This is a genomic window from Deinococcus sp. QL22 (assembly GCF_023370075.1).
Taxonomy (GTDB): Bacteria; Deinococcota; Deinococci; order Deinococcales; family Deinococcaceae; genus Deinococcus.
Window position 1 is genome coordinate 54,246 of record NZ_CP097152.1, and the last position, 26,820, is coordinate 81,065.

Sequence of the window (26,820 nt, forward strand, 5' to 3'; positions counted from 1 at the left end):
ACAGGTAGAGGCGGTGTGTTGAGGTGCGATGCCACACATACCCGCTTCCCATCAGGCGACCGAACTCACTGCCCCGGCAAAAGCTGCGTTCCCGCTCTCCGAATTGACATCCTACAGCGTGCTGTCGATGTCATCCTCTCCATCATCACGGCGCAGAGCGTCAACCACCGAGACCTCGGCCCTCACCTTCTTGGTTCCAGCTCGCCGGAAGCTAAAAAACGGCGCGTTCCATGCGCCGTGCACGATGAGTAACTTACCGCGCAGGTGTTCCTGGCCCTGCTGTTGGTGCATTTGCCCCCAGGGAAAATCCTGATGAGTCTGGACCGGACGACTTGGGAGCACGGGGAATCCCCCCTCAACCTGCTCGTTTTGGGTGCAGTGGTCCATGGGTTCACCATCCCACTCTGTTGGGTGGCCCTAGATCATACGGGCAATAGTCATACCCGGGCGCGGATGTGGGTGGTCTGCAAACTGATGGAGGCTCTTCCAGCGTCGCGCTGGAAGAGCCTGGTCGCCGACCGGGAATTCATTGGCGCCGAATGGTTCCGTTTTCTTCGGCGGAAGGGCATTCGTCGAGCGGTTCGGATCCGCAAGGATACGGTGCTGGACGAACTCTCAGCAGACACTGGGTTCCAAGACCTTCGCCCCGGGCAATTTCGGATGATCGCGGAGAACACGGAGGTCTTCGGGGAACGCATGCGAGTCGTGGCCGCCAGGTCACCCGCGGGTGATCTCGTCATCATCGCAACAGATTTTGGCGTGTGGGAGACATGGAAACTGTACAAGCTCCGCTGGACAATCGAGTCCACCTTCAGCTCGTTGAAAGACAGAGGGTTCGATCTGGAGCGAACGGGAATGACCGGCTCCAAACGATTGGAGCGCCTGTTCGGGCTGGTCACCCTGGCCTGGCTGAGCTGCCTGCGGGTCGGGGTCTGGCGCCATGAAGCGAGACCAATCCGAGTCCTGCCTCATGGCCGGAGGGCCATGAGCGTGGTGCGGTACGGCTCAGAGTATCTTCGCCACGTGCTGCGCTGGATTCCAGACGAACTTGCCGAAATCCTTCAAGTCTTGGTCAGCCTTTTTTCCTCACTGAGACAATCAAAAAGTGAAGTTGTCGGCTACTGAAATGCGCCACGACACGCCACCGCGTTTGACGTAAAAGATGGCATCAACGATGTCACGGCGAGCGATATGAGCAGGACGCCCGCCAAGTCGTGGGGCAGGGATCAGTGGGCCAAGAATGGCCCACTCTTCATCGCTGGTGTCGCTGGGATAGAGGGGTCGTTACATCATTGAAAAAACAGTATCCTACGGGCCATTCCTCATCCACTACGCTTTCCAGACAGTCTCTTAGCCTTGACGCTTCTGAACAGGATATTGAATTTCTGTCGTTGAATCCGCCAGGTCATTCGGGTTGTGCTCGAGATAGATTTCCCGGAACGGTCCTGTGATCTCATAGCGGTGCTGCTCTATCCACTGGAGCAGCGCGGTATGCCCTTGCGTAAACTCCTGAAACTCTCCATGGTGAACCACTGCAGCTACTTCAGCTTGTGGGAGCGTGTACACGTTTACCCGGTTCGAAGACGGGATGGAGCGGTCGATGGGGAGCATGGCTTCGGCATCCTCATCTGCCAAGGTGGATGCTGAGGTGTACCAGAGCGCCAGGTGTGGCGCATGCTTCTTCGCACCGTGGCGATCCGCATGCTCAAACACTTCTTGGAAGGCAGGGTTCAGGTAGGCCGGAACCTGATCATTCGTTGGAATGCTGATGCGGCGAGCGGCCACCAGCATGGACGGCACTGTCTTGAGGACGATTTCAAACGTGGGCATACTGTTCTCCTGTTCGATCCATCTCAAGCGGACCTCGAGACGTTCCAGACGGCGCTGTTCTTCGGCGAGCCTCCCGGCGGCTTCGACTTGTCGGAGCTTGAACATGCCCCGTAACTGCTCAGGGGAAACGTCGTCTTGGAGCACTTCGAGGATCTGTTCGAGAGAGAAACCGAGGTCTTTGAGGGCGAGGATGCGATTCAACCGAGGAAGCTGGGCGACAGAGTAATTGGAATGAACCCAAAGTACCGGGCCAGCAGTCAAGTCACTTCTAGGCGCAATGATACCGAGTGGCGAACTCGGCAGGTGGGACATACCCCAAACTGGAATGCAGACGTTCCTGGTTATACAGCCGACCGATGAAGTGGTTGATCTGGCAATGTGCGTCGTCGAAATCAAGATAGTCCTGCAGATCGACTTCTTCTGTTTTCAGGGTTTTGTAAAAGCTTTCCATGCGGGCGTTGTCGTATGGGTTTCCCTTTCTGGACATGCTCGGGATTAACCCAGCCTCCCGAAGCCGATCGACATAGACGCGACTTGCATATTGAGACCCTTGGTCAGAATGGTGCAGTAAGCCTGGCTTGGGCAGCGCGCCCCAAGCGCGTTGTTGAGTGCTTTCAAGGCCAGCGCCGCGTCAATGCACCTGGACATGGCCCAGCCCACGATTTCTCGGGTGAAGCTGTCCAACACGCAGGCCAGGTACACAAAACCACCTTTCACCCGAACATAGGTCAGATCAACTTGCCAGACTTGGTTGGGGTGAGTCGGAACCACGGTCGGCAGCAAATTTTCAAAACGACGTTCGCTGTGCGTCGAGTCCGTGGTGGCCTGAAACCGTCGTTTGGGACGACATAACAACCCCTGTGCCCTCATGACCCGTAAGACGCGCTTGTGGTTGGTTCGATGTCCCCGACGGGCCAACTCATGGGTCACGCGTCGGTAGCCGTAACCATTCCACTTCAACACGATGGCTTCAATCTCTTTCGTGAGATCCAAATCTGGATTCACCCTTGTCCGAGTCTGTTGACCCAGATACCAAGACCGACTGACCGCATGCAACTCACACAAGCGACGTACCGACACCGTCGGATGCGCGCAGCGCGCATCCGTGATCATTTGGTGCCGCTTTTCAAGCGGTACGTCGCTAACGATTTTTTCAGGATCGTATTCTCCAGAGCGAGCTGACCGCAATACCGTTCCAGCTCGGCAATGCGAAGTTCGTCGCTGCGATCCGTGGTAGCCCCATCCGTAAACGCAGCTTCACCACGTGCTTCGACCTCTTTGCGCCATCGGTACATCAGACCCGGTGCCAGGGAGTGGGTGCGACTGAGCTGGGCGGTCGTCTGTTGGCCGCTGTTGATCTGGCTGACGACCTCAAGTTTGAATTCGCGGCTGTGGTTCCGTCCGGGCATACGATCTCCTTCGCGATGCAATCAGCGTATCCGCTGACTGGGGCGAAGTGTCTTGGTCTATGGTCCTGTCAGAGGGTGTCACTCCAAATACCGGTAGTTGCTGTCCTGATCGACGTTGAGAGGACTCAGGAGTCCGCGTTCGTCGTAATGACGAAGAGTGACGACAGTGACTTGGCTGAGGCGGGCGAAATCTCCGATTTTGATCATGGTGGGTCCCTGTGCGCACAGATGCCTCTATGGTGGACTCTCCTGTCGCCAGAGAGTCAAGGGGCTCCCTGCCAAACTTTTCAACTGGACTACCGATCGAAGAGAAGAGCAGAGCGGTGATCGAGCGCGAGGTGACCCTCGTCCTGAGCAGGCAACACCTCAGCAGGCGAACGAGAGGCGCGGTACTGCGGAGTGGCGCTGATCTCTCGGAGTGACGGAAGGATGGGGGCATCAGTTGTAGCGTTGCCCAGAGCAGTTTTAGCCCACCACCCAAGCACGCCTCCCCTGCTCGCCTTGCACCTCTGCCTCGGCGGGCGTAGGAGCTGCCCTCCATGCCCAAAGACGACACCCCACCACACCCATCCCCCGGGCCTGACCACATCCGAATCTTAAGCAGCAACGGTGGGTGAACTCTGGCGCAAGAGCTGAAACCGGCGCTGAGCCATGCCCGTCACCCAAACCCGTGCGGGCAAACCTGAACGGTGCCAGCCCTGATGATGGGTTTCGAGATTTCGCAACACCGCTTCAACCGCTTCTTCCCGGCCGACCCCCTGGGCTTGCTGCGCCAGTGCGAACAGCAAGGGGGCAAAGAGCTGAACACAGATCTGCAGGGCGTCAGACTCCCCTCGCCCGAAGCCCTGTAGGGCTTCCTCAGCGGACAAGGTCAGGGAGATGAGTTCACCTGTGCAGTGTGAAACAGAGACGATCTTCTCGGGAGTGTCGTTCTTAGGCAAGAGCTCATTCAGTGGGGAGAACGTCGGAAACTTATCACTGTTGGCTCGTTTTAAGGTTTTTTTGTTGCTGTTTCGCTCTATTGTTCCAACGCCTTGTGCTGGCCCGCGTCTCGGCGGGTGGAGGAGCTGCCCATGTCCCCAAAGAAAACATCGCCACCTATCACCCAACCCATCCCCCGGATCTCGCCACCAGCGATGGCCTCAAGCAAGAAGGCCTGCACCCTGCGGAAAACCAGCGGGTCGCCGCTCTGTTTAGGCTCCGGACAGGGAATCGCGAACTGCTCACCGGTCTCTTCCGCCGCTCGGACGCCGTGCCCGTGCAGGTCAAAGCGCAGCTGGCATGAAGCCCCAGCCCCCGACCTGCTGGGCAGGCATGACCGCGAGCGCCAGAGTGAGTTGCGGGTCGGACGCCGGAACCACCCGACAGACGGAATCGTGAAGCTGTACCTCGAAGAGCGCGTGGTGCAGGCCGAAACCACCGAAGCCTTTGCGCTTGCCCAGGAGCGGGCACGTGTCCGGCAAGACGCTGCAGAGCAGGCTGTGCAGACGCGACAGGCCAACCAGGCGGCGCAGGTAGCCCGCTATGAGGTCCTTCCCGCGCCGGTGCTCCAGCGGCACGAACATCAGGCCACAATGACTGGGGAGCAGCTTTGGCGGCACCACCTCAGTGCGTTTTACGAGTGGCAGATGGAGCATGGGCAGCTGCTCAACGATCTCCTCAAAACCCTCCGCCACGACGCCGAAAACTGGGCGTATGAGCGGCACCGCCAAGCATTTCTTGCCCTGTACGGTGAGCGAGCGTGGCGCTGAGCTGGCCATTCCCGAATGTGCGGCGTGAACCGTTTTCGGACGCGGAGTTGATTGCCATTTTTGATGGGGCGCCCAGCGGGTTTGAACTGGTGTTCCAGATTTATGGATCTGGCTTCGAGCTGCAGCCTTGGTATGCCGAGCGCCTGCGGTTTGCTTACCGAACCAATCGGCCGATTCCATTGGGGCGCCGTCTGGCCTGGATTTCGGAGTGGAGCCTTCAGCCCACCGGTGCAAGAGGCGTCAACCTGTTGTTCACGCCGCGCTGGCTGAGTGAGGCAGAGGCGCGGGCGCTAAGTTGGCGACGCTATTGACCTCGGCTGAAATTTACGACGGAAGGTAGCTGTGAAGAAGTCGTTTTGGCAGCCGGATATACCGGACGCGCTGCCAACCAACCCGAAGGCGTGCCTTCAATGCCTTCAAGGTTCGCGCACAGAAATTGCCTAAACTATGGCGCTTGATGTAGGCCCAGACGAGTTCAATTGGATTGAGCTCCGGTGCATACGGCGGGAGATAAGACACGGACAGCCGTGGTTCACCCGCAACGAAGGCCGTCACGGCCTTCGTTTTATGAATGCTGGCATTGTCCAACACCACCACGAGATCGCCTGGAACGTGATTCAAGAGGTGCTGAAAGAAGCGAATCACCCCTGCGCCTGTGAAGGCCCCATGCTGAGTCTGCTGCAGAAACTGGCCTGCGCTGGTAATCGCGCCCAGGGTGGACACCTTGTCCCAACTGGCTTTGCCGAAGACCACGGGGGTTTTCCCTCGTGGAGCCCACGTGTGCTTCACGGTGCCTTTCAGACTGAACCCCACTTCGTCGAGAAATACCAGCGTCGTACCAGCAGCTACTTTTTTTTCAACTCGGGCACCGTGGTTTGGATCCAGGTCGCCACGGCATCTGGGTTCTGCTCCAGTGCGCGTTTGTCGGGCTTCTGACGTGAGAAGCCGAGCTGGTGCAAGATTCTCCGGACGTGATCGCGATGATGCCAGATGTTGAACTGACGACCGATGACGTCCCTGACCCGAAGCGTCGTCCAACTCACGTCCGGAAAGCCGTGAACCTGCGCCCCCTCGTTAAGGAGCCGCTTGAGGGTCTCCCGCTGCTCCGGGGAGAGCGCCGGCGCTCTCCCCGGAGTAACGGTGGCCTGCAGGGCGTCTGACCCCTGCTGCCGCAGGCGTTGTCTCCAGGTGCGGAGGGTACTCATCGAGACCCCCAGGAACTCAGCAAGCTCCCTAGAACTGTGCTGCTGGGCCTCGAGCAGCTGGAGGAAGTGCAGTCGACGTTCTTCAAGTTGAGCTCGCGTGAGGTGCGAGGGCTGCCAATGGTCGGTCACCCACACAGTGTACCGTCCCTCATTTCAGCCGAGATCAATAACACCCTTCCACGGGGGGATGCAGCCCTTATCGGAGGATCTCCAACAACGCTTTCACTTCAGAAGGTCTTGACTGATTCCCAATTCTGGTTTCACCCATCCTCCACCCCCTAGACTCCCGCCCATGCCCTCAACGTGGGTCTTCCCTCAGATGCAAGCCTTTCGCCCCAATTGGTGGGCAGGTTTCTGGGTCATCCTGGGGATAACCGGACTCCTCATGCTCCTGATATCGGCTCGCTTAGACGGCGAACTTGTTCTGGCAGCTGATGTTGGCCCGGTGATGCTCAGCATCGCCTGCTTCTACCTGCTGACCCTCCTGCTCACCACTTTCTTGGTCGGGCTTACCTTGCGGTTATCGTCTCTGGCGCCTTGGGCCCTGCTGATCGGTGTGCTGAGTCTGGATCTCCTGACTGCCGCCAACTTGGCCACTGTGCTGTGGGGAACCCGACCGCTTTCGGGGTGGACCACCCTCGGCTTGATTGGAGTGGGCAGTCTTGGCATCTGGATCTTTGGTCGGTTGGTTTGGGAGCAGTGGAGTCACCAGCAACGGCTGACTCAGGAACGCGCCGAACGCGACGTCTTGACAGGGCTGCTCAACCGGCAAGGCTTTCTGCGGCAGTATGCGCTGCAGTCACACCCTTCAGGCAGTCTGGCCGTCTTGGATGTCAATCAGCTCAAAGCCATCAATGATCAGCACGGGCACAGCATGGGTGATCAACAGATTTTGCGTTTGGCTCAGGCCATGGAGGCGCAGTTACCGCCGCAGAGTCTCCTGGCCCGTTGGGGGGGCGACGAGTTCCTGGTGTACTTTCCTTCCCAGACGCCGGCCGTCAGTCGGCAGCAGTTGGAACACCTTCAGCACGTGCTGCCTTCTCTGGTCTCCGCACAGGCCATGTTTACCTTTGGCCTGACAGGCTCGGCTCCGGGGCAGACCTTCGAACAGGAATTTGTCCTGGCAGACCACCAACTGTATTTGGCTAAGGAAGGCGCAGAGGCCTCCTCCCCTGGAGAAGATCTGTATGAGTTTGGGCAGCGCCTCGAAGCCCTGAGTACGCCTGGAGCAGTCCTTCAAGAAGGTCTTTCTCTCATTCGGGGGGGGCTGCAGTTCGATCTGGCCGCTTACTTGGAACTGGAGCAGGAGTCGTGGGTGGTCCGGCATGTAGACCGAGCGCTAGATGAGACGGCTCCATCCTTGCTGGGTCAAATCTTTCCAATGAATGAGTTGGGTCGGCAAGCGGTTGCTCACCGCAAGACGGTTGTTACAGTCGATTATCTCAAGGATCCAGAACAGGTATCCAAGGTTTTGCAGGCCAGGATCAAGAGTTTGCTGCTGACGCCTGTCCAAGTCGGTGGGGAGGTGGTCGGTCTGATGGCCTTGGCTCATCTTTCGACCTGGAAAACCATTCCCTTCAGCACGCAGCGGATGGTGGAACTGGCCGCGTCCCGTCTGGGACGCAGTCTGGAAGTGCTTGAGGCTGTGGACAACGCGCGGCGCACATTAGAAGGTGGGTTGTTGGGATTGGGAGTCGCCCTGGAAGCTCGGGATTTGGAAACCCACGGCCACACAGAACGTGTCCTCAACATGGCCGTTCAATTGGGCCAGCAGCTCGGGTTCACGCCTGCCGAGTTGGATGAGCTGCGCCAGGGCGCGTATCTGCATGACATCGGCAAGCTCTCCATACCAGATCACATTCTGCTCAAGCCAGGCAGACTGACTCCGGAGGAATGGGCCATCATGCAAACGCATGTGGCGCGAGGAGTCGCGATCGTGGAGTGCATTCCCAATCTGGCTGCAGGAGCGTTGGATGTTGTTCGGTATCACCATGAGCGCTGGGACGGGACTGGTTATCCAGCAGGCTTGGCTGGAAAGGCGATTCCGCTGTCTGCCCGGATCTTTGCGGTGTGTGATGTCTATGATGCCCTGATCAGTGAGCGACCGTACAAGCGGGCATGGACCATTCAGAAGGCGCGGGCAGAGATTGCTTCGCAGGTGAACCGGCACTTTTGCCCGGATGTGATCGCTGCTTTCTTGAGTTTGGTTGAAGAACAGAACGTTGAAGTGATTTAAGGCCAAGACCTGTTCCATGACCCTATGAACGGAGAAACGTGCTGCGGTTTGGGAAAATCACGGGTTTGCGTATGGAGCTTGTTTTGGAGTGCTTACCCTGATGGCACGTGTCCACCGAGCCTTCACAACACTTGCCTGCCGACAACAAACCGGCTTCGACGTCTCTGCAAGACCGTCAGGGCTTACAGGAAGGAGCGGGCCAGCAGTCGTTCGATCCTGCCGCCGTTCGCGCCTCGCAAGCGGCACTTTAAGTCGGCGGGCTGCACGGCAATTGGTCATGGAATTGGGCACAGACCTGGCTCAGGGGTATTACCTGGGCCGCCCGGTGCCCCAGCCGGTCGGTCTCACGCCGCAGGCGATTGGCCACTGGGCAAGCTCGTAATCAGTCCTGAGGTCTCACAGGATGAACCTAAAAAGCGCCCCTGCCGGCCAGCCGAAGCTGGAGCGGGGGCGTCTGTTATTGATCTCGGCTGAAGTTTACGACGGAAGGTAGCTATGAAGCAGCTGTTTTGGCAGCCGGATATATCGAACGCGCTGCCAACCGACCCGGAGTCGTGCCTTCAACACCTTCAAGGTTTGCGCGCAGAAATTGCCTAAAATATTGCGCTTCACGTAGGCCCAGACGAGTTCAATAGGATTCAGTTCCGGAGCGTATGGCGGCAGATACGACAAGGACAGCCGTGTTTCAGCAGCAACGAAGGCCGTGACGGCCTTCGTTTTATGGATGCTGGCATTGTCCAACACCACCAGGAGATCGCCTGGAATGTGCGTCAAGAGGTGTTGAAAGAAGCGATTACCTGGGGCCTGTGAAGGCCCCCTGCTGCGTGTGCTGCAGAAACTGGCCGGCACTGGTGATCGCCCCTAGGGTGGACACCTTGTCCCAACTGGCTTTGGCGAAGACCACCGGAGTCTGCCCACGCAGAGCCCACGTCTGCTTCACGGTGCCTTTCAAACTGAACCCCACTTCGTCGAGAAAGACTAAAGTCGCGCCCGCAGCTACTTTTTTTTCAGTTCCGGAACCGTGGTTTGGATCCAAGTCGCCACGGCTTCTGGGTTCTGTTCCAGAGCGCGTTTATCGGGTTTCTGACGAGAAAAACCTAGCTGGTGCAAGATTCTGCGGACGTGATCGCGATGATGCCAGATGTTGAACTGACGACCGATGACGTCCCTGACCCGGAGCGTCGTCCAACTCACGTCCGGGAAGCCGTGAACCTGCGCCCCTTCGTTGAGGAGGCGCTTCAGCGTCTCCCGTTGCTCTGGGAGAGCGCCGGCGCTCTCCCGTAGTGACGGTGGCCTGCAGGGCGTCTGACCCCTGCTGCCGCAGGCGTTGTCTCCAAGTGCGGAGGGTACTCATCGAGACCCCTAGGAACTCAGCCAGCTCTTTGGAACTATGCTGCTGGGTCTCGAGCAGCTGGAGGAAGTGCAGTCGACGTTCTTCAAGTTGAGCTCGCGTAAGGTGCGAGGGTCGCCAATGGTCGGTCACCCACACAATCTATCGTCTTTTACTTCAGCCGAGATCAATAGTGGAGGGTACGGCGGGTGAAGCCATCAGGGCCTTTGGGTGGTAACCCCCTCACCAGTTCCGCCTGAACGATCGTGTCCACGTCCTCTGTCACCTGTTGCTGTGTTTTCTGTTTCCATTTCAGTGCCACAAAAGGTAACTCGACCCCCCCAATCATCACCGTGTTGACCTGGTACGTCTTGACGGTGACGGTCACGACCCCCGGCTTCTCTGCTGGCCAGCCTTCCACGTACACGGTACAGTTTGGGGGAAGGTGCTCTTCAAGGTCTTGCTTGAGCTGTTCCAGGTGGACATGGAGTGTTTGGGAGGACATGTTCCGCAGCCTAGGCGCAGAGGAGTCACTGCTGTCTGACGGGGACGTTGGGGACAACTGAAGCAGTCGGCCAATGCCTCGCGCCGCTCCAGATCCGGCCCTGCCTGACTCAGGAAGGCCCTCGGCCTTGACGGGAGTTGGCGTTTAATGGTGAGCAACTTCGACGGAGGCAAGCTCAAGTCTGCCTTCTCCGTTCTGGTGGGTGCGGGGCTGCGCTGTGGACAGGTCAAGACATTCCTGTGTCTCCGGTTGAAGGTCGCCTTGGGCGTCCTCGCACACAATCTGAAATTCACCGACCTCGGTGACTGATCGCTGAGCTGTCAACCCCTTATGTAGTACGTCTGGGTCCATTCCTGATCAGAATGGAGATTGCCAGGCCAGTCCGAGCCGCCAAGTCCGCGTCAACCCCAGGTCCAGCAAGACCGTCGAATAGTCCGGACCGGCTCGGGCGCTCTTCTCGAAAACTGAACGCTATCCAAGGCCACCAAGCCTGCACCATAAGAGCCAGTGCCGAGAGAGTCCGACCTGCTCCACCCCTTTCTCCAGGAGGTTGTTATGTTTGCCCTCGGCCTGGACATCGGAAAAGACTCTCTCTACGCACATTTACGGCTCAACGACGACCTGGAACAGTCACTCCCTAACCTCCCGAACACGCCCACTGGATTCAAGGGCCTGCTGCAGTGGGCCCAACACCACGGTGTGACGCCAACGGAGCTGCACGTGGTGATGGAGGCCACCGGCGTGTACTGGGAGCAGTGCGCGAACGTCCTGTTCAGTGCGGGCTGTACCGTCAGCGTGGTGAATCCCACCAGCATCAAATACTTCGCCCGCGCCACACTCAAACGGGGCAAGACCGACCGCATGGACGCAGCGGTCATTGCCCTGTATGGCGCCATGATGCGGCCGAAACCTTGGTCACCGCCCAGTACAGCGCTGCAGGAACTCAAGCAACTCGTCCGTGAACGCACGGCGTTGTGCGAAGCGCTGACACAGGATCAGAACCGATTGCACGCCTTAGAACGCCGGCAGCATGAAAGCCAGATCGTCGTGGCGTTGCTGAACACGCGCATTGCCCTGCTGAAGCAACAGATCTTGGAGCTCGAAACGGCCATCCGCAGCCTCATCCACGCGAATGACGCGTTGCGTGAGCCCTTTGAGTTGCTGACCAGCGTTCCTGGATTCGGCTTGCTCACGGCAGCATCGGTGTTGGCAGAAACGGAGGGTTTTGCGGTGTTGGAAACCGGCAAGCAAAGATCAGCTCATGCTGGCATTGCTCCCTCTCCATTTCAGTCGGGTACGAGTGTGAAAGGCCGAGGGCGCATTTCAAAAACGGGCAATGCTCACCTGAGGCGTTCGGCGTACCTTGCGGCCTGGAGTGTCACGCGAAACAAAGGGCACCTGGGTGACTTCTATCGTCGTCTGCGAGCCAATGGAAAGCCACCCAAGGTGGCTTTGATCGCGCTTGGGCATAAATTGTTACGGACAGGACTGGCCGTCGTGAGATCAGGGCAGCCATTGGGCGAAACGTACGTGAAACCAGCTTCACACCAGGTGTGAAGTGGTTCGGCGAACGGGCGACCACTGTAGACAACCTCCAAAAACTACGCTATCTATTCCCGGTGATTACTCTGAAGCTGGCCTGGCCAGGACGGCCCTCAATTCGCCCAAGGCTTGCCGCATCAGCTGACCGAATTCCGGCGAACCGGGTTCGTCGATCCAGCGCCCAAAGGCGGCCATGAATATGGCCATACCTGCATCAGCCGTCAAGCTGGCGGTGGTGTCTGGTGAGCCACGGCCCCGCAGCGCCCCTGCCAACGCCGCAGACATGGACGCGAGTTTCATCAATTCACGCTCTTGGAGCTCCGGATTGGCGGCCAAGAGGCGCTGCCGTTGGCGGGCGTATTCGCGGCGTTCGGGGACAAACACATCTGCCGACCCGAGAGCGAGGGTCACGGCCTCAATTGCCGTGAGGGAAAGCGGTGCCTCACTGACCCGCTTCATCACGCTCTCTTGCAAAGCGCCCGCGCCCCCGAACAACACTTCACGCTTATCGGTGAAGTGGCGAAAAAAGGTTCGCTCGGTCAGTCCGGCGCGGGCTGCGATGTCGGACACCGTGGTCTGCTCGAAACCGCGCTCGCTATACAGTTCCAGCGCCGCTTGCTCCAAGCGGCCACGCGCATTGGGATTCCACCGACTCATATCCTCTACTTTAACTGTTGTCAGCGACTGACATCGTGTGCTACTTTGATGTCAGTCGCTGACATTGGGTTGTTCAGGATGTCGGCGACTGGGGGAGAACCTATGCGTGTTTTTGTGACTGGTGCGTCAGGCTTTATTGGCTCTGCTGTGGTTCCCGAACTGATCGCCGCCGGACATCAAGTCACGGGGCTGGCCCGCTCAGACAGTTCAGCTCAGGCGCTGATCGCCGCCGGGGCCGCCGTCCACCGTGGCGCTCTCGATGATCTCAGCAGTCTGCGCGCCGGCGCGGCAGCGTCCGACAGCGTGCTTCACCTGGCTTACATCCACGATTTCTCGCAGTACGCCACGGCGGGACAGACCGACCAGCGGGCCATTGAGGCACTTGGTGAAGCATTAAAGGGCAGCGACCGCCCACTGGTGATCACGTCCGGAACCGGGGTGTTGTCGCCGGGCCGGGTCGGAACCGAACGGGACGCGCCGGATGCCGGGTCCGCCGCCGCGCCCCGCATCGCCGGTGAGCAGACGGCACTTTCCCTCGCCTCCCAGGGTGTCCGTTCATCGGTCGTGCGGCTTTCTCCAGCGGTTCATGATGAAACCAAGACCGGTTTTGTCGGTGCTCTGGTCGACATTGCCCGTGAGAAGGGCGTTTCTGGTTACATCGGTGACGGCTCCAACCGCTGGCCCACCGTCCACCGACTCGACGCCGCGCGGCTCTTCCGCCTGGCGCTGGAGAGGGCTCCGGCAGGATCGGTGCTGCACGGGGTAGGTAACGAGGGCGTCCCCGTTCGTGCCATCGCCGAGGTGATCGGACGGCACCTGAATCTGCCCGTGGTTTCTCTTTCTGCTGAGGAGGCAGGCGACCATTTCGGCTGGCTGGCAGGCTTCCTGGCCGCCAACGTCCCGACTTCAAGCACCCTGACCCGTGAGCTGCTGAACTGGCAACCCAGGCATCCCGGACTGATTGAAGATCTGAGTGGGGGTCACTACTTCGATCCCTCAGCCGCCCGCTCTCCTCTGCTGATGTGAACGACGCCAGTGCAGTTCTGTTGCTTTCACCGGATTGGGGGAGGCTGCCCTACCGTGACTGACCGAAAACAACTTACAGCCACCGTTTTTCGATGACAGCCATCCAGCACGGAGCTTGGCTCTCCCATCGCTTCCCCTCAGCGACCGGGACGTCCAGGAATTGCTGCACCAGTGCGGCATCAAGGTCAGCCCCGAGACGCTCCGCGAATGGTGGATCAAATTCGAACCCTTCTTCGCTAAGGAACTGCGCCACCGGGAACCCCGCCCCTGTTCCCGGTGGCATCTGATTGAGGTGTGTCCAAGCGTCAATGGCGTCCGACACTGGTTATGGAGAGCAGTGGATGAGCACGACTTCGTGCAGGGCATCCCCCTCCAGCGTCACTGCAATACCGAGGCCGCGAAGACGTGCCTGATCCGACTGGTGAATGTATTCACCGGCAATAGGGGTTGTCCTGAGCGGCAGAAAAGTGAGATCGGGACGGCCCAGAGCACCGTCCCTCTCGCATTTTCTGCCGCTCCCTGTCGCTGTCACCACGCTCAGTCGCTGGATCCTGCCTCACATTCCACCTAAACTGCTCATTCACACGAGAACATCTCGGACGCGGACCTCCTGGCAGTGGCGCTTCTTCAGAAGCTGCACAAGGTCTTGTATTTCAGCCGCTGGTGGCGCTTTCTCAAACTCAATCACTTCCCGGACTTCCCCTCTGAGCCTCAGGCCCGGCTCCGGCTTGCCCGGTTCACCCCCGTCGTTGAGCAGCTGGCCACTGAAGTCCAGGAACTGGACTTCGTCGCCGTGGATTCGCAGCCCCTGCCAGTGTCTACGTTCAAGCGCGCCCCTCGGTGCAAATTTCGTGGTGCCCGACATAGGTTCAGCACCGCTGAACCGGTTTACGGCTTCAAGCTGCACGCTTGGTGCACCCTGAACGGCAAAATTGCCAGGTTTGCCATTCGCCCAGCGAATCAGCACGATTTCACCGTCCTATGCGAGATGAACCGAGACTGGCCCTCCTATGGAGGCCCAAAACAGATCGGGGATCAGGGCGATCCATCCGGAACCGGCCTGACGCCACCGAAGGTCAATGCCAGACAGGTCGATTCGCGCTAGAAACCAGAGGACGGTGCTGCCAGGAAGTCCGTGGAGTCCGCGTTCTCCATGCTGGTCGGAGCTGGACTGCGCTGGGGTCAGGTCAAGACGTCTCTCAGCCTGCGGCTCAAGGCTGCACTGACCGTCCTGGCACACCACTTGAAATTCTGCGATCTCAGCACCTGATGGTCTTCCGAGCTACCCGTACTCCCGGTGATTGAAGTCCCCTTGGCTGATCAAGAGCCCGAGCCGTATGGGCGTGTGATGACTTCTAAACCATGCCCAGCAGCATCCTTGAACTACACGCCGCGTCCACCGTGGTGGGTATTCATCTGCCCAGGTTGCGTGCCCTGTGGATCTAACCCATGTTCGAGGCCAGTCGCCTGTATTCGCGTGTAACTCTGGTCGAAGGTGTCGTCGTCCACGAGAAACGCAACGCGCTGCATTTGAATCTCCTCCACCCTGGGCTCTGCACACTGGAGATGCACACCCTCGGTGAGGCTCACGCTGGTCAAAGGCCCCCAAGAGGTCGGTTCGGGCAAGCCGAACAGGTGCGCGAAGAAGGACGCAGAGGCCTGCCGGTCACGGGCGGCGAGGAGGACATGATTGAATTGAACGCTCATTCGAGCCACTCCTGGCGTGGCATCACCCTGTCTCAAGCAGCCGGACATCAGCGCACAACGCTCTTCCTGAGCCTACTGGGTGTGCGCCTGCAGCGCAAGTTTGGCCCTAGACACAGCTCGAGGCTCCAAATTGACCGCAACGAGTCACGTGCCTGATTCAGGAGCAAGCGGCACCAGCGGCTGAAATACGCGACCTTGTGCAGGGGTGGGAGGATCGCGACCCCGATGAGATCAACATCGCTTCTCATCGGGGAAGTGGATGCGCTTCGGTGGAGTGTGAGGCAGGGTTCAGCAACTGAGCAAGGGGACAGCGACCTTGAGGGTTAGAAAAGTGAGGTCGGGACGGCCCAGAGCACCGTCCCTTTCGCATTTTCCGCCGCTCAGGTCAACCCCTATTCCCGGTGAATTCCATGTCCCAGAGGTCATTCACACCGATGCGCTGCCCGCAGCGAACAACACACATGGTTCAGGCCTCGATAGACGAGGGCACTGTGAATTCCCTCGATGCGGAAGCGGCTGCACGGCTGCTGATGACCGGGTTCCGTGTGACCCCGTCTGGAGTCGTTCAGCACCCCCATGTAAGGTACGCACGCACGATTCTATCGGGCCGTCGGTGTCGGTATTCACCTCGCCGTGATAGATCACGATGCTCGGGCCGGTGGCCTGAGAAACTGCCAGCGCATGGAGTTGCCCCGGTTCTTGCCAAATAACGTTGTTCAGCTCATGAACGTACACCCGGCCCCGAACAGCAGTTCGGGGCCCTGCCGTTGCTGCACGGCCTGGGCATACGGAGGGTGGGCGACCTAGGGCAAATACCCGCGGTTAGTCTTATAACTGTTATAGTCCTAACCGTATGGATGATCTGTTGACCTCCCGCCTCTGTACCGCCCTGATGCGGATTGGCACCAAGATGGCCACCGGCTTCGACCAGCACTTCGCCGCTCTGGGGCTCACCCAGGCCCAGTTCCGTTTTCTGCTCGCCGTCTGGGAGGAGGGTGAACCAGACGGGATCATGCCCTCTGTCCTCGCCGAGCACCTGCTGGTCGAGCGCGCCACCGTCTCCGTCCTCTCCACCCTCCTGGTGAACCGTGGCCTGATCGAACGCCGCCCCGGCGAAAACCGCCGTTCCCACAGGCTCGCCCTGACAGCCCAAGGAGGTGCCCTGCTTCAGCAGGCTGTTCCGCGCGCGATCCACTTGGCCGACTACACGCTCGCCACGATCGAGCCCGCGCAACTCCTGGCCTTAAGCGACCAGCTCAACCTGATCGAAGCCAGGTTGCGGGACTACACCCCGCCGGAGGAATGATCATGCCTGAACTTCTGCACCCCCTTGTGCGCACCGCGCACATCCTTTTCGGCATGGGCGGCTTCCTGCTCGGGGCTTTCGCCCTGTTCCTGCCCAAGTTCGGGCCGCACTCCCGCTGGCATCGCTGGATTGGCCGAGGGTACGGCCTGAGCATGCTGGGCATGAGCGTGCTGTCCATCCCGCTCTCCATTCGGCAGGGCGACTGGCTCTTGTTGGTGATCGGCGTGCTGACCTTGTTTTGGGTGGTGGGTGGCTGGTGGGCGCTCCGACGTTGGTTGCAGGCCCGGGCCACAGGGCAACTGGAGGTAGCGCGCCTGTGGCTGGGCCGACACATCACCCTGATGGGGTCGTCATACATCGCGGCCTGGACAGCCTTTTTGGTCAACGTTCAGCCGCTCGGTGGCAGCGCACTGCTCTTCACGCTCTACATCGCCGTGCCGTCTATCGTTGGGAGCGTGGCCATCGCCCGGGCCATGATCCGGCAGGGTCGCGTGTCCGGGCAGCCCTTCACCAGGCTTCAGAAAGGGGGCTAAGCGCATGACCAAAGAAACTCTCTTTGGTGCTTGGCCTCTTGTTCTTCGGCGTCCTGGGCACGCGCCTGTGGAGCTCTGGCTTCACGCACGCACTGACCTTGGCGTTGTGGGCAGAAGTGGTGGTATGCCTTGTGGGCTTCACGCTCCTGTTCCTGCTGCCGAAGCGTAGACAGGCCATCACACATGGAACAGGAGGAACAACATGAAACCAGAGAACCGTCGGCACGCAGGCATCATCTTGCTCGTCCTTCCCACCGTCATCTACGGCGGCGTCAGCCTTTTGACGCTTCTGACAGCTGGAGCTGACTACGCGAACAGTCCCCTGCGGCAAGACCTGTGGCGGGCTGGTCACGCCCACGCCGCCGTCCTGCTGATCTTTTCCCTTCTGGCCCTCCTGCTGGCCGAACATGCCCAACTCTCGCCCTTCTGGGAACGCCTCGCCACCACCCTGATTCCCGCTTCGGCCATCCTGTTGCCCGCTGCCTTCTTCCTGTCTGTCGCCTCGCCCACCGCGACGAAGCCCAACGGCCTGATCTCCCTGGCCTACGTCGGCGCCGTTGCGCTCGTGGTCGGTGTGCTGATCCTGGGCATCGGGTTGATGCGTCAGCCAGCAGCGAAGTGATGAACGCTCCAGGGAAAGTCGCGTTGGGCGTTCTGTTCGTCGGAGTGTTGGTGCTGGGTGTCGGTGTCTGGCGTGCGGCCCGCCTCGCCGTGACTTATCCGCAGTTCTGGCAGGAGTAGGTGGCCCGGCCGGTGGCCCTGGATGCTCTCCGTTTGATCGCGTTGGGAGACTCGACGATTCAGGCGGTTGGAGCGTCACAACCACTTATGGGCTTTGTCGGTCTCATCGCCGCGCACATGGCGCGGCAGACTGGGCGGCCCGTCCACATCCGCAACGTGAGCGTGGGAGGGGCGACGGTGGGCGGGATGCTCCGCACGCAGCTTCCCCAGGTAAACGTCAAGGCGGCAGACCTGATCGTCGTGTCGAGTGCCAACGATCTGGAGCAGCGCGTCCCGCTCGAACAGTATCGGCGGGAGTCGACGGGATTCTGTTGCCTTAACTGTGCCGCACTGCTTGTACTCATGATCCACCCGTGCCGGGATACCCAGCACGGGTGGCAGCGGCCCGTGCACATGATCGAGCCATTGGTACGACTTTTCACCGAAGCAGATGACGGGCCGCGAGGCGTCGTGGGGCTGAGCATAGGTGTCCAGGACAGCTTCCATGCGCCAAACAAAGTCCGCGCCTACTTGGGCGACACACCAACTTTGAACTTGCCACGGTTTAAACGCGTTTTTTTCAGTGTGCGCCGGACACTTTCATCACTGATGGTGTCCACGGCACCCAACGTCACCAGACGGTCTGCCAGCAGTTGCATGATCCACTTCTCCCGGCCGTCGGGACTCGAGCAGACTTCGGTCATCAGGATCGCCGTCTGCTGGGCACCCAGTTTCGGGGGTTGTTTGGGACGCTCTTTTTCATACAGGGCGGCCTGCAGGCCGCCCTCGGCGCCTGGCCCTCGTTTTGAACACCTGGCCTCCCGTCGTTCAGCCCCCTGTTGTCATCGACCCTGGACGGCCTGTCCATCCTCAACTTGCCAGAACTGGTGCGACAACTTTCCTACAGCAAACCCAATTCAAGAGCCCGGAGCACAGCACGAATGCGATCTCTGGTCTGCAACTTGGACAGCACGTTACTGACATAACTCTTGACGGTTCCCTCGGTGGTTTGCAATGCATCGGCAATCTCCCGGTTGCTGTACCCGCCAGCCATCAGGCGCAGAACCTCGTTCTCCCTGACCGTCAAGCCAATCCCTGCCACGCTGAGATCGTCTGTGACCGGCCGTTTTAGACTCTCTAATCCCCTGAGGGTGCGCTCGGTCACGGCCGGTTGCAGCCACCGCCCACCCGCCGCCACCACCCTGACGGCGTCGAGCAGCACCTGAATACAGACGTCTTTCAGGAGGTAGCCTTTGGCTCCCGCCTTGACGGCGTCGAATACCAGTTCATCGTCGTCGAAGGTGGTTAAAATCAGGGTCGGCGGCAGGGCTTGAGCAGCGTTGAGGCGCCGCAATACGCCCAGACCGTCGAGCCGCGGCATACGGACGTCAAGCAGCACGATGTCCGGCTTGACCTTTGGAATGACTTCTAAAGCCACCAAACCGTCTTCAGCCTCCGCAATGACCTCAATGTCAGGAGCAAGGTCAAGCATGCTTCGCAGACCCTGACGCACCAGCGTCTGGTCGTCAACCAGGCAGGCGCGGATCACGAGTGCACTATAAGCGGGAGTGTTGCCAGCAGCACCACACCTGCACCATGATGAGTATCGATCTTCAACTGACCTCCTATGCTTTCGAGCCGCTCCTGCATGCCTTTCAGGCCGCAGCCGGGGCGGAGGGCTCTGACCCCCCGACCATCGTCGTGGGCATGCAGGTGCAGGCAGTCGGCCTGCCACTCCAGGATCAGCCACACATTGCGGGCAGCGCCATGTTTGACCGCGTTCGCCACAATTTCTTGACTGCACCGCAGCAACACCTGGGTGCGTAGCGGGTCGATCACGGCCAGGTTCTCAGGCAGGGTCGCATGAACCTGAACGTCCGTCCAGCGCTGCTGAAGCAGGTCAAGCTCCGCCCTGATGTCCAGCACTGCTTCACTGCGCATCGCCCCCACCGCCTCACGCACGCTGCTCAGCAGCAGCTTGGCAATCGCCCCAGCACGTTCGACATGGACTTGGCTGCGCTCGTCCTGTGTCCCGTGCTCAGCCACCTGAAGGTTCATGGTCAGCGCCGTCAGGTGATGCCCAACCAGATCATGCAGTTCGCGGGCAATCCGGAGGCGCTCAGCGTCACGGGAGGCCTGCACCAACAGAGCACGGGTCTGCTGCAACTCTTCGACCACCACCGTCAGCCGCTGCCGCGCCTGCACCTCGCGAACCGCCACCTGGGCACTCAGCACCGCAAATACCTGAAAGCACAGGTAGCCTGTGGTATACGACACCGCATCGAACAGTGGCCAATTTACACTGAGCACTGTAAATAGGCCAAGGGTCTGCACGGCCACCCAGAGCAGGGCCTGATGCATGGGTAAGATGGCACCCACATGCATGGCCGTGACCAACAACATGCCGGACAGCAGACTGTTGCCGTTGAAAATGTGGTTGGCGATCAGGGCAAGGCCCACCTCTAGGGCACACAGCCACAGCTTGATCCGCAGTGGCCAGCGGGCGCTGCGGGTGTCGGTGGCAACCCACAAGACGGCACCAAATCCCAACAGGCACAACCCGAATGACAGATACTCGTCTTGGGTGAGACGCCAAGGTTTACCGGGAAGGGCCAAGAGGGCGTGGGTGCTCACAGCCAACCAAGTGGCCAGGCCCACGCCACGCAAGATGTGTCTCAGTTCACCAAAGGGCGTGAGGGCAGCAGTAGGAAGGGCCACGTTGCTCCTATCAAGTTTCCTGAGAAAGGGGACAAGCCCCCCCACGTCTGGCGTGGAGAGGCGCTGCAACGGATGACCGTTCGACCAAAAGGCTTCAGGGGTAAAAGGAGCCCGCGCCGCGCAGACGTACTGCTTGGTAGAAGCCTTCAGCTGCAGCGTAGCAAGGATATTTGCGCCAGCCCAGCGTGTCACATTTTAAGCGCATATGCTGTTTAAACTGACTGTCGACCCATGCCCGGTGGTTGCCGTTGAGTAGATTGGGATACAGACGGGCGTTGCGGTAGCCGAAATCATGGGCCAGGCAGGGCCAGTAAAACTCATCGCTCCAGCCGGTATATTCCGAGGGCCCACTGCAGCCGTCATTCGACCAGTTAAATCGGGGGAAGCGGGACTTGTTGAAGCTGTAGTTGCCACGGAAGTTGTTGTCACCAGCAATGTTGGTGTAAATGTACTGAGCGTAAGGGGCTGCCTGAGGGTTGAGCTTGCCGCTGGGCACCTCAATGTTGAGGGGCTGGGCGCCCATCTGTAGGTCTAGTTCAAAGCTCTGAATCAGGGCACCGAGGTCAACCACTTGGCCTGCATCGTCCACAGGCGCGGTGAGCGTCCCGGCGGCCACCTGTGCCTGCACATCTCTCAACTCCTGAAGCTGGTGGCGCAGAGCGTTTTGCTGCGCAGGGGACAGCAGGGTGACCTGGAATGGCGCGGGAGCAGCGGCCGTGCTGGAAGGGGTGACGTCCGGCACCTGACCACAGGCCGACAGGACGAGTGCGCCTAAAGCAATAAACCCGACGGGGAAGTTCTTCATAGCGTGCTCCTTGAACGGTGGGGTGACCTCAAGTGAGAGATGAACTGCCAACCTCAGCTCAAGCGAATCTTCGGAAATGAGCAGAGTGTGCTGCAGCTAAGACAGAGCGTAAACACTGGAAGCGCTCCGGAGTAGTGCCACAAGTTAGCTCAATATGTTGTCACCAATTTATGATGCTCTCATCCCGATCTTAGGGCGCTTGTGGCCTCAGCACTTGACGTTTTAAAGAGTTGCCGTGGTTCTGTAAACTAAACGACCCTAGGGGTTTGGGAGCGACAGGGGTCTCCTTCCATCTGAGAGCAGGAACGTGTCTTGCGCTTGATTGGAACCGCTCTGGTGATGCTCGAGATCCTCCTGCCCCAGCTCCTCGGTGATGTTCCCCGGACTCCCTGCTCCCTATCCCACGCCCCAACAGTGTCGTCCCCCATCTCGAAAAACGAGATGGGGGAATTCTTTCTGGAGCACCCGGGAAGTGCGCCCCTTGAGCCGCTTCACCAGAGCACTCCCCGACCGCGCAGGTGGATCTTCCAAGTGCAGCTGCACCGGATCGCACCTCACGACGCCCTTCAACATGCCAACGTCTTCCGCACCGCCAATGTGAATCAGGAGTTCGCGGCATCGAAGGTTCACTTCACCGACTAAGACGTGATACCGGTACGTTGTCGCCCACACCAGATATACCGTCAGCCGACTGACCGTATGACTTCCTGACCGACTCCCGCGCACTGCTCAACGCTACCCGGTGGCCTGATCCGTTCCAGCATCTGAAAGACTTGCACTCCAGTGCATGGCTGAAGACCAGCGGGTTGGGACAGTGAAGGCCACACAACCCCGCATGAAGCGGGGCGGTGAGCGCGGAGGCGTGAAGTAATACTGCCGCCGCAATGGTGGTAGCCGGAGCCGCTTGGCGCCACCGCACTGCGTGGAGCCGGAGCGGATGGACAGCGGCCCTCATAGCAACTGCTCTTCCAGATGCCGCCGCAGCGGTTCCAGTGCAGCCCGGTCACGCGGGCGGGATGTCGGCGGGCGCACGTCCTCGCCCACTTCACCGCCACGCAGCAGGATGACCCGGTCGGCCAATTTCAGGGCTTCGTCCAGATCGTGCGTGACCAGCAGCGTGGTGGCTCCGGTGTCGTCGAGCAGGGTCTCCAGAAGCGCGTGCATGCTGGCGCGGGTCAGGGCGGCGAGTGCGCCGAACGGTTCGTCTAGCAAGAGCAGGGCTGGACGGTGAGCCAACGCGCGGGCCAAGGCCACCCGCTGCCGCTGCCCGCCGGAGAGTTCGTGCGGGTAAGTCTCGGCGCGGTCTGCGAGGCCCACGCCGGCCAGCGCGGTCAGGCCGTAAGCCCGCTCAGCACGCGGCAGCCCCAGCGTCACGTTGTCCAGTGCGCCCAGCCACGGCAATAGCCGGTCTTCTTGAAACATGACCCGTACCCGCGCCTCGTCCCTGGCCTGCCGAATCTGCACCTCTCCGGCGCTGTGGGGCGTGAGGCCCGCCAATACCCGCAACAGCGTCGTTTTGCCGCCGCCACTGGCTCCTACCACCGCCACCCGTTCACCAGGGGCCACATCCAGGGTCAGGTCACTCAGCACCGTGTTGGAGCCAAACATCACGCTGAGATTCTGAACATGCACGCTGGCTCCGTCTCCTGCCCGCAGGGACATGGGGTTGGGCAGGCGAACAGCGGAGGTGGCCGTCATGCCTGCACCTGCCAGGGCAAAAGGCGCCGTTCCAGCCCTCGTACGAGTGAGTCGGCAACCTTGCCGATCAGGGCGTAAATGAGGATCGCCAGCACGATTACGTCGGTACGAAAGAACTCGCGGGCGTCCATCGCCAGAAAACCGATGCCGCTGCTGGCCGCAAACGATTCGCTGACCACCAGCGCCAGCCACGAGATGCCTAGCGCGTACCGCACGCCGATCAGGACGCTGGGGAGCGCTCCCGGCAACGACACGCGGCGGAAGGTCTCCAGTGGTGAGAGCCCGTACACACGGGCCATTTCCGTGAGCTTGGGATCGATGCTCCGGACGCCGTGCAGGGCGTTGAGGTACACAGGGAAGAAGGTCGCCAGCGCAATCAGGAAGACCTTGCCGCTTTCACCGATGCCGAACCAGAGGATCACCAGCGGAATCAGGGCCAGGTTGGGAATGGTGCGGATCATCTGAAACGAGGAGTCCAGCAGCAGGTGCGCCGTCCGGAAGGTGCCGGTCAGGATGCCCAGCGCAAAGCCCAGTCCACCCCCAATCAGCACGCCTGTTCCGGCCCGCCCCAGACTGATCAGGAAGTGGTGCCACAGTTCGCCGTTGCGGGCCAACTCCCAAAACGCGCCGACCACCGCACTCGGCGCGGGCAGCACCCGTGGATTGAGCCAGCCCACGCTGGACGCCAATTGCCAGAAGGCTACCAGCAGCACCGGCACGAGCCAGCGCACGCCTTCCAGCAACCACTTGGGTGCGGGACGGCGGGGAGCTGCCTGAACCGAACTGGATGCGGGCCGCCCCGTGATGGCCCCGGTCAGGACGTCCTGGGTGATCTTGACCTGCGTCCCCTGCCCCTGCGGACTCCGCACCTGAGTCATTTCAACCCCAGCGTGCCCAGCGCAGGCCGGAAGGCAGGCAAGGTCGCGTAGGACTGCGGGCCAAACGCCATATCTCTGGGCAACACTCCCGCTTCACGGAAAACGGTGGACAGAGATTGCAAGGGTTTCAAATCAGCCGCCCGGAAAGGCCGAATATTAAAGGGAATGCCCTTGGGAACGGTCACTTCCAGCACGCTTTTGGGAATGCCGAGTTCGTCACTGAACTGCGCGATCACCGTGCCCTGATTCTTGTTGGCCCAGTGGGCAGCGTTCTCCAGTTCGGCCAGCAGGACTTGTAAGGCCCGTTTCTTTTCCGGGTTGTTCAGCACGGCGCTCGGCACCAGATGGTAGCTGTCCCCACGCCCCAGCCCGGTATGGTCGCGCAACACGCGGGCACCCGTGGCCTGCACAGCGGTGGTCAAAAAGGGATCCCACACGGCCCAGGCATCGATACTGCCGCTCTCGAAGGCGGGGCGGGCATCGGGCGGCAACAGCGGCACGATGGTCACGTCTTTGAAAGTCATTCCTGCACTCTTGAGGACGTTGTAAAGGAAGGCGTGGGCGCTCGAACCCCGCGCAACGCCGATGCGCTTGCCCTTCAGGTCACTGACTTTTTGTAAGCTCGACCCCTTCGGCACGATCAAGGCTTCGGTGGTATCTGAGCGGTTGACGGTGACCCCCACGTATTTCAGGTCGGCTCCCCCGGCGAGGGCAAACACGCCCGGCGCGTTACCGACGCTGCCAAAATCAACGGCTCCCGCGTTGGCGGCTTCCAGCAGCGGTGGGCCAGCCGTGAACAGCACCCACTTGAAGTCGATGCCCTGCGCGGCGTACTTGTCCAGTGTGCCGCGTGCTTTGAGGATGTTGGGAATGCCGCCCTTCTGGTGGCCGATGGTGAAGGTGACGCCCTGCGCCACGCCGGACAGGGTGAGGGCCAGCAAAGCAGCGGTCAGGGTGCGGGGTTGGTTCAGTTGAAAGGTCATGGTAAGGCTCCCTGTGGGTAGTGAATTGAGTGGGGAAGCGGGCAAACCGGACTTCAGATCGAGCGAAAGCGGCCCGCCGCGACGAGTTCGCGTTCTGCTTGTGGTTCACCAGCCTCATTCCGGGCCGCGCCCAACGTGGGCGTAGACGTATGGCTCAGCCTTTGTCCGGCGTGCGGCGTCAAGGCGGGACTGGGGCGGCCCAAGGCCGGAAACAGCAGTTCGGCGGTGCGGTAGGCTTCCTCAAGGTGCGGGTAACCGCTGAGAATAAAGGTGTCGACGCCGATCCTCTGGTACTCGCGCAGAGCGGCGGCGACGTTCTGCGCGCTGCCCACAAAGGCGGTACCCGCGCCCCCGCGCACCAGACCCACGCCCGCCCACAGGTTCGGCCCCACGCGCAGGCTCTCCCGCGTGCCGCCGTTCAGCGCACTCTGGCGGCGCTGACCTTCTGAGCCGCTGGCCAGAAAGGCTCCGTGCGCCTGTGCAATGGCCTCGTCACTGATGCCTGCGATCAGGTCGTCGGCAGCGGCCCACGCCTCGTCTTCGGTTTCCCGGACGATGATGTGGGCCCGCAGACCAAAGCGCACGGTGCGGCCATGCTGCGCGGCGTGCGCCTGCACCTGGGCAAACTTTTCAGCCACCTGTTCAGGGCGCTCGCCCCAGCTGAGGTACACGTCCACATGTTCGCCTGCCACCGCCAATGCGGGCTGACTGCTGCCACCAAAATAGATGGGCGGGTGGGGCTGCTGCACAGACGGGAGCGGGGCACGGCCATTTGTGAGCTGCAGGTGCGGCCCGTGATGGGTCACTGCTTCGCCGCGCAGCAAGGCCCGGAACACGCCTAACCATTCGGCGGTGAGCTCATAGCGTTCGGCTTGGGTCAGGTCCAGCCCTTCGAAGTCAAAATTACCGCTGCCAGAGACAATATTTAGATTGACGCGCCCACCCGAAATGCGGTCAAGCGAGGCGGTGAGGCGGGCGGCCAGCACGGGCGACAGCAGGCCAGGGCGCAGGGCCACCAGAAACCGGAGGTGCCGGGTCAAGCTGCTCAGCGCGCTCGCGATCACCAGCGTTTCTTCGTTGGTGCCGCCAGTGGGCAGGAGAACGCCGTCGTACCCCAGCACCTCGGCAGCCTGCGCGACCTGAGACAGGTAAGGAAAGCTGGCCGGGCGGGTAGGTTGGCCAAGGCGGTGACCGTCGCCGCCCGACGGAATAAACCAGTACAGCTCAGGAGAAGGCAAAGCGGAAGCGAACGGAGCAGCGGAGGAATCGGACATGGCAACCTCGGAGGGGAATGAGAGGGCAGCTTCCGGCCTCCTCAAGGGAAGTCGGCAGGGCAAACACAGAGAGTGAACCAAGCGCGGCCAGGGGAGGCAGGCCTGGAGCGGCAAGAAAGGCTCTCGGGCCGGGATCAGGCAACAACAGTCACGCGGGAACGTGGGGGCAGATCAGGCGCGGCAACAACACATTCGCCCCGAACAGGGGGTCAGGTGGTGGCGGTCAGGCTGGCAGTACGTCATAAGATCTCCCGGAGGGCGGTGGCAGGCCGAACAGACAATTTGGCCTGCCACCGCTCTGGTTGAGCGTGACCCGTCTTCGGGTTGGAGTTACCGTAGACCAGTTTACAAAACTTGTCAACTAGTATGGGTCAGGTGGGGAGCAGCACTGGCCCACCTGAACGGAGCGGCCTCCTCGGCTCTCCTGAACAGGTTCGTTCACTGCTCGTATAGAAACCGACTTGAATCTTGTCGTGTTTGGGAGTTTATCCAGCCTGCCAGGCTCTGCGGGGCAACACTACGAGTGCGGAGCAGAGCAACTCGCAAAGCGGCAAAACAGAAGACTGAAGTGGAGTCCCTCTCAACAATGTGTCTGTCTAAGAGGCACACGACATTTGAGGTAGCAACCTGAGCTTCAAATTTATCCCTAACCGCGTTGGAGCCGGCCTGTTCCGGCTTGGCTGAGCGACCCAGTTGGACAGCCAGGG

26 protein-coding genes and 8 pseudogenes are annotated in these 26,820 nt (G+C 60.4%); 14 read left to right on the forward strand and 20 right to left on the reverse strand.

Annotated elements, in window-relative coordinates; all coding sequences use genetic code 11:
• Positions 1-141: 141 nt before the first annotated feature.
• A pseudogene (locus M1R55_RS22260) lies at positions 142-1,125 on the forward strand (IS4 family transposase).
• On the opposite strand, the pseudogene M1R55_RS22265 reads toward M1R55_RS22260, so the two are convergent.
• From M1R55_RS22265 to M1R55_RS22290, 6 genes and pseudogenes are all read right to left on the reverse strand, one after another.
• Positions 1,099-1,248 (reverse strand): annotated as a pseudogene (locus M1R55_RS22265) (transposase); the annotation flags it as partial. The pseudogenes M1R55_RS22260 and M1R55_RS22265 sit on opposite strands and share 27 nt — an antisense overlap.
• A gap of 102 nt (positions 1,249-1,350) precedes the next feature.
• Positions 1,351-2,031 (reverse strand): GyrI-like domain-containing protein, encoded by a 681-nt coding sequence (locus tag M1R55_RS22270; protein ID WP_249395594.1) that lies wholly within the window; start codon positions 2,029-2,031, stop codon positions 1,351-1,353.
• 67 nt (positions 2,032-2,098) lie between these two features.
• Positions 2,099-2,317: an integrase core domain-containing protein gene (locus tag M1R55_RS22275; protein WP_249395595.1), complete on the reverse strand. Its 219-nt coding sequence runs from the start codon at positions 2,315-2,317 to the stop codon at positions 2,099-2,101.
• An 8-nt stretch (positions 2,318-2,325) separates the two neighbouring features.
• Entirely contained in the window at positions 2,326-2,943 is a 618-nt protein-coding gene (locus M1R55_RS22280) for an IS3 family transposase (protein WP_249395596.1), read from the reverse strand.
• Entirely contained in the window at positions 2,940-3,239 is a 300-nt protein-coding gene (locus tag M1R55_RS22285; RefSeq protein WP_249394620.1) for a transposase, read from the reverse strand. Before M1R55_RS22285 ends, M1R55_RS22280 begins: the two co-directional genes overlap by 4 nt.
• 78 nt (positions 3,240-3,317) lie before the next feature.
• The gene (locus M1R55_RS22290) at positions 3,318-3,446 is read right to left on the reverse strand and encodes a MerR family DNA-binding transcriptional regulator (protein WP_371827297.1); all 129 of its coding nucleotides are present in this window, start codon (positions 3,444-3,446) and stop codon (positions 3,318-3,320) included.
• A gap of 814 nt (positions 3,447-4,260) precedes the next feature.
• Between M1R55_RS22290 and M1R55_RS22295 the strand changes: the two genes are divergently transcribed.
• The 3 genes from M1R55_RS22295 (at position 4,261) to M1R55_RS22305 (ending at position 5,301) form a co-directional block, all read left to right on the forward strand.
• Positions 4,261-4,524: a hypothetical protein gene (locus M1R55_RS22295; protein ID WP_249395597.1), complete on the forward strand. Its 264-nt coding sequence runs from the start codon at positions 4,261-4,263 to the stop codon at positions 4,522-4,524.
• Between the two features lie 91 nt (positions 4,525-4,615).
• Entirely contained in the window at positions 4,616-4,990 is a 375-nt protein-coding gene (locus tag M1R55_RS22300) for a hypothetical protein (RefSeq protein ID WP_249395598.1), read from the forward strand.
• Entirely contained in the window at positions 4,981-5,301 is a 321-nt protein-coding gene (locus tag M1R55_RS22305) for a hypothetical protein (RefSeq protein ID WP_249395599.1), read from the forward strand. Before M1R55_RS22300 ends, M1R55_RS22305 begins: the two co-directional genes overlap by 10 nt.
• A gap of 13 nt (positions 5,302-5,314) precedes the next feature.
• On the opposite strand, the gene M1R55_RS22310 is transcribed toward M1R55_RS22305, so the two are convergent.
• A protein-coding gene (locus tag M1R55_RS22310) for an IS630 family transposase (RefSeq protein ID WP_249395600.1) occupies positions 5,315-6,324 on the reverse strand; the annotation gives its coding sequence in 2 pieces (ribosomal slippage) (positions 5,315-5,838 and positions 5,838-6,324; 1,011 coding nt in all).
• A gap of 163 nt (positions 6,325-6,487) precedes the next feature.
• On the opposite strand from M1R55_RS22310, the gene M1R55_RS22315 reads away from it, so the two are divergent.
• Together M1R55_RS22315 and M1R55_RS22320 are read left to right on the forward strand one after the other, a co-directional pair.
• Positions 6,488-8,431, forward strand: coding sequence for a diguanylate cyclase (locus M1R55_RS22315; protein WP_249395601.1), 1,944 nt, complete (start codon positions 6,488-6,490; stop codon positions 8,429-8,431).
• Between the two features lie 107 nt (positions 8,432-8,538).
• The gene (locus M1R55_RS22320) at positions 8,539-8,682 is read left to right on the forward strand and encodes a hypothetical protein (protein WP_249395602.1); all 144 of its coding nucleotides are present in this window, start codon (positions 8,539-8,541) and stop codon (positions 8,680-8,682) included.
• A 226-nt stretch (positions 8,683-8,908) separates the two neighbouring features.
• Here the strand turns inward: M1R55_RS22320 and M1R55_RS22325 are convergent.
• Positions 8,909-9,914 (reverse strand): annotated as a pseudogene (locus tag M1R55_RS22325) (IS630 family transposase).
• Between the two features lie 34 nt (positions 9,915-9,948).
• Positions 9,949-10,266 carry a hypothetical protein gene (locus M1R55_RS22330; RefSeq protein WP_249395603.1) on the reverse strand — a complete coding sequence of 106 codons (318 nt, stop codon included), beginning with the start codon at positions 10,264-10,266 and terminating at the stop codon, positions 9,949-9,951.
• Positions 10,267-10,440: 174 nt separating this feature from the next.
• Between M1R55_RS22330 and M1R55_RS22335 the strand changes: the two are divergent.
• Both M1R55_RS22335 and M1R55_RS22340 read left to right on the forward strand, forming a co-directional pair.
• A pseudogene (locus M1R55_RS22335) lies at positions 10,441-10,575 on the forward strand (IS982 family transposase); the annotation flags it as partial.
• Positions 10,576-10,821: 246 nt separating this feature from the next.
• The gene (locus M1R55_RS22340) at positions 10,822-11,823 is read left to right on the forward strand and encodes an IS110 family transposase (protein ID WP_249395604.1); all 1,002 of its coding nucleotides are present in this window, start codon (positions 10,822-10,824) and stop codon (positions 11,821-11,823) included.
• A gap of 66 nt (positions 11,824-11,889) precedes the next feature.
• On the opposite strand, the gene M1R55_RS22345 is transcribed toward M1R55_RS22340, so the two are convergent.
• A complete protein-coding gene (locus tag M1R55_RS22345; RefSeq protein ID WP_249395605.1) occupies positions 11,890-12,465 on the reverse strand; it encodes a TetR family transcriptional regulator in 576 nt (191 codons plus the stop codon).
• Between the two features lie 102 nt (positions 12,466-12,567).
• On the opposite strand from M1R55_RS22345, the gene M1R55_RS22350 reads away from it, so the two are divergent.
• Together M1R55_RS22350 and M1R55_RS22360 are read left to right on the forward strand one after the other, a co-directional pair.
• Entirely contained in the window at positions 12,568-13,491 is a 924-nt protein-coding gene (locus tag M1R55_RS22350; protein ID WP_249395606.1) for an SDR family oxidoreductase, read from the forward strand.
• Between the two features lie 467 nt (positions 13,492-13,958).
• Positions 13,959-14,761: pseudogene (locus M1R55_RS22360) on the forward strand (IS982 family transposase).
• A 116-nt stretch (positions 14,762-14,877) separates the two neighbouring features.
• Here M1R55_RS22360 and M1R55_RS22365 read toward each other — a convergent pair.
• Positions 14,878-15,198: pseudogene (locus M1R55_RS22365) on the reverse strand (hypothetical protein); the annotation flags it as partial.
• An 853-nt stretch (positions 15,199-16,051) separates the two neighbouring features.
• Between M1R55_RS22365 and M1R55_RS22370 the strand changes: the two are divergent.
• The 4 genes and pseudogenes from M1R55_RS22370 to M1R55_RS32365 all read left to right on the forward strand — a co-directional run.
• Positions 16,052-16,504, forward strand: coding sequence for a MarR family winged helix-turn-helix transcriptional regulator (locus M1R55_RS22370; protein ID WP_249395608.1), 453 nt, complete (start codon positions 16,052-16,054; stop codon positions 16,502-16,504).
• 2 nt (positions 16,505-16,506) lie between these two features.
• Complete coding sequence (locus M1R55_RS22375; RefSeq protein WP_249395609.1) at positions 16,507-17,037, forward strand: DUF2306 domain-containing protein; 531 nt, start codon at positions 16,507-16,509, stop codon at positions 17,035-17,037.
• 202 nt (positions 17,038-17,239) lie between these two features.
• Entirely contained in the window at positions 17,240-17,659 is a 420-nt protein-coding gene (locus tag M1R55_RS22380; protein WP_249395610.1) for a hypothetical protein, read from the forward strand.
• Positions 17,660-17,865: 206 nt separating this feature from the next.
• Positions 17,866-18,039: pseudogene (locus tag M1R55_RS32365) on the forward strand (SGNH/GDSL hydrolase family protein); the annotation flags it as partial.
• Positions 18,040-18,284: 245 nt separating this feature from the next.
• On the opposite strand, the gene M1R55_RS22390 reads toward M1R55_RS32365, so the two are convergent.
• The 9 genes and pseudogenes from M1R55_RS22390 to M1R55_RS22430 all read right to left on the reverse strand — a co-directional run bounded on the left by M1R55_RS22390 (position 18,285) and on the right by M1R55_RS22430 (position 26,113).
• Complete coding sequence (locus M1R55_RS22390; RefSeq protein ID WP_256566063.1) at positions 18,285-18,536, reverse strand: helix-turn-helix domain-containing protein; 252 nt, start codon at positions 18,534-18,536, stop codon at positions 18,285-18,287.
• Between the two features lie 122 nt (positions 18,537-18,658).
• Positions 18,659-19,306, reverse strand: coding sequence for a response regulator transcription factor (locus M1R55_RS22395; protein ID WP_249395612.1), 648 nt, complete (start codon positions 19,304-19,306; stop codon positions 18,659-18,661).
• Positions 19,303-20,475, reverse strand: coding sequence for a sensor histidine kinase (locus tag M1R55_RS22400; RefSeq protein ID WP_249395613.1), 1,173 nt, complete (start codon positions 20,473-20,475; stop codon positions 19,303-19,305). The genes M1R55_RS22395 and M1R55_RS22400 overlap by 4 nt, the downstream gene beginning before the upstream one ends.
• Positions 20,476-20,569: 94 nt before the next feature.
• The gene (locus tag M1R55_RS22405) at positions 20,570-21,280 is read right to left on the reverse strand and encodes a phospholipase A2 (protein ID WP_249395614.1); all 711 of its coding nucleotides are present in this window, start codon (positions 21,278-21,280) and stop codon (positions 20,570-20,572) included.
• Between the two features lie 258 nt (positions 21,281-21,538).
• Positions 21,539-22,006: pseudogene (tnpA, locus tag M1R55_RS22410) on the reverse strand (IS200/IS605 family transposase).
• A 225-nt stretch (positions 22,007-22,231) separates the two neighbouring features.
• The gene (locus M1R55_RS22415; protein ID WP_249395615.1) at positions 22,232-22,978 is read right to left on the reverse strand and encodes an ABC transporter ATP-binding protein; all 747 of its coding nucleotides are present in this window, start codon (positions 22,976-22,978) and stop codon (positions 22,232-22,234) included.
• Complete coding sequence (locus M1R55_RS22420) at positions 22,975-23,856, reverse strand: ABC transporter permease subunit (protein ID WP_249395616.1); 882 nt, start codon at positions 23,854-23,856, stop codon at positions 22,975-22,977. The genes M1R55_RS22415 and M1R55_RS22420 overlap by 4 nt, the downstream gene beginning before the upstream one ends.
• The gene (locus M1R55_RS22425; protein WP_249395617.1) at positions 23,853-24,839 is read right to left on the reverse strand and encodes an aliphatic sulfonate ABC transporter substrate-binding protein; all 987 of its coding nucleotides are present in this window, start codon (positions 24,837-24,839) and stop codon (positions 23,853-23,855) included. Before M1R55_RS22425 ends, M1R55_RS22420 begins: the two co-directional genes overlap by 4 nt.
• 53 nt (positions 24,840-24,892) lie before the next feature.
• Positions 24,893-26,113: an LLM class flavin-dependent oxidoreductase gene (locus M1R55_RS22430; RefSeq protein WP_249395618.1), complete on the reverse strand. Its 1,221-nt coding sequence runs from the start codon at positions 26,111-26,113 to the stop codon at positions 24,893-24,895.
• Positions 26,114-26,820: the final 707 nt, after the last annotated feature.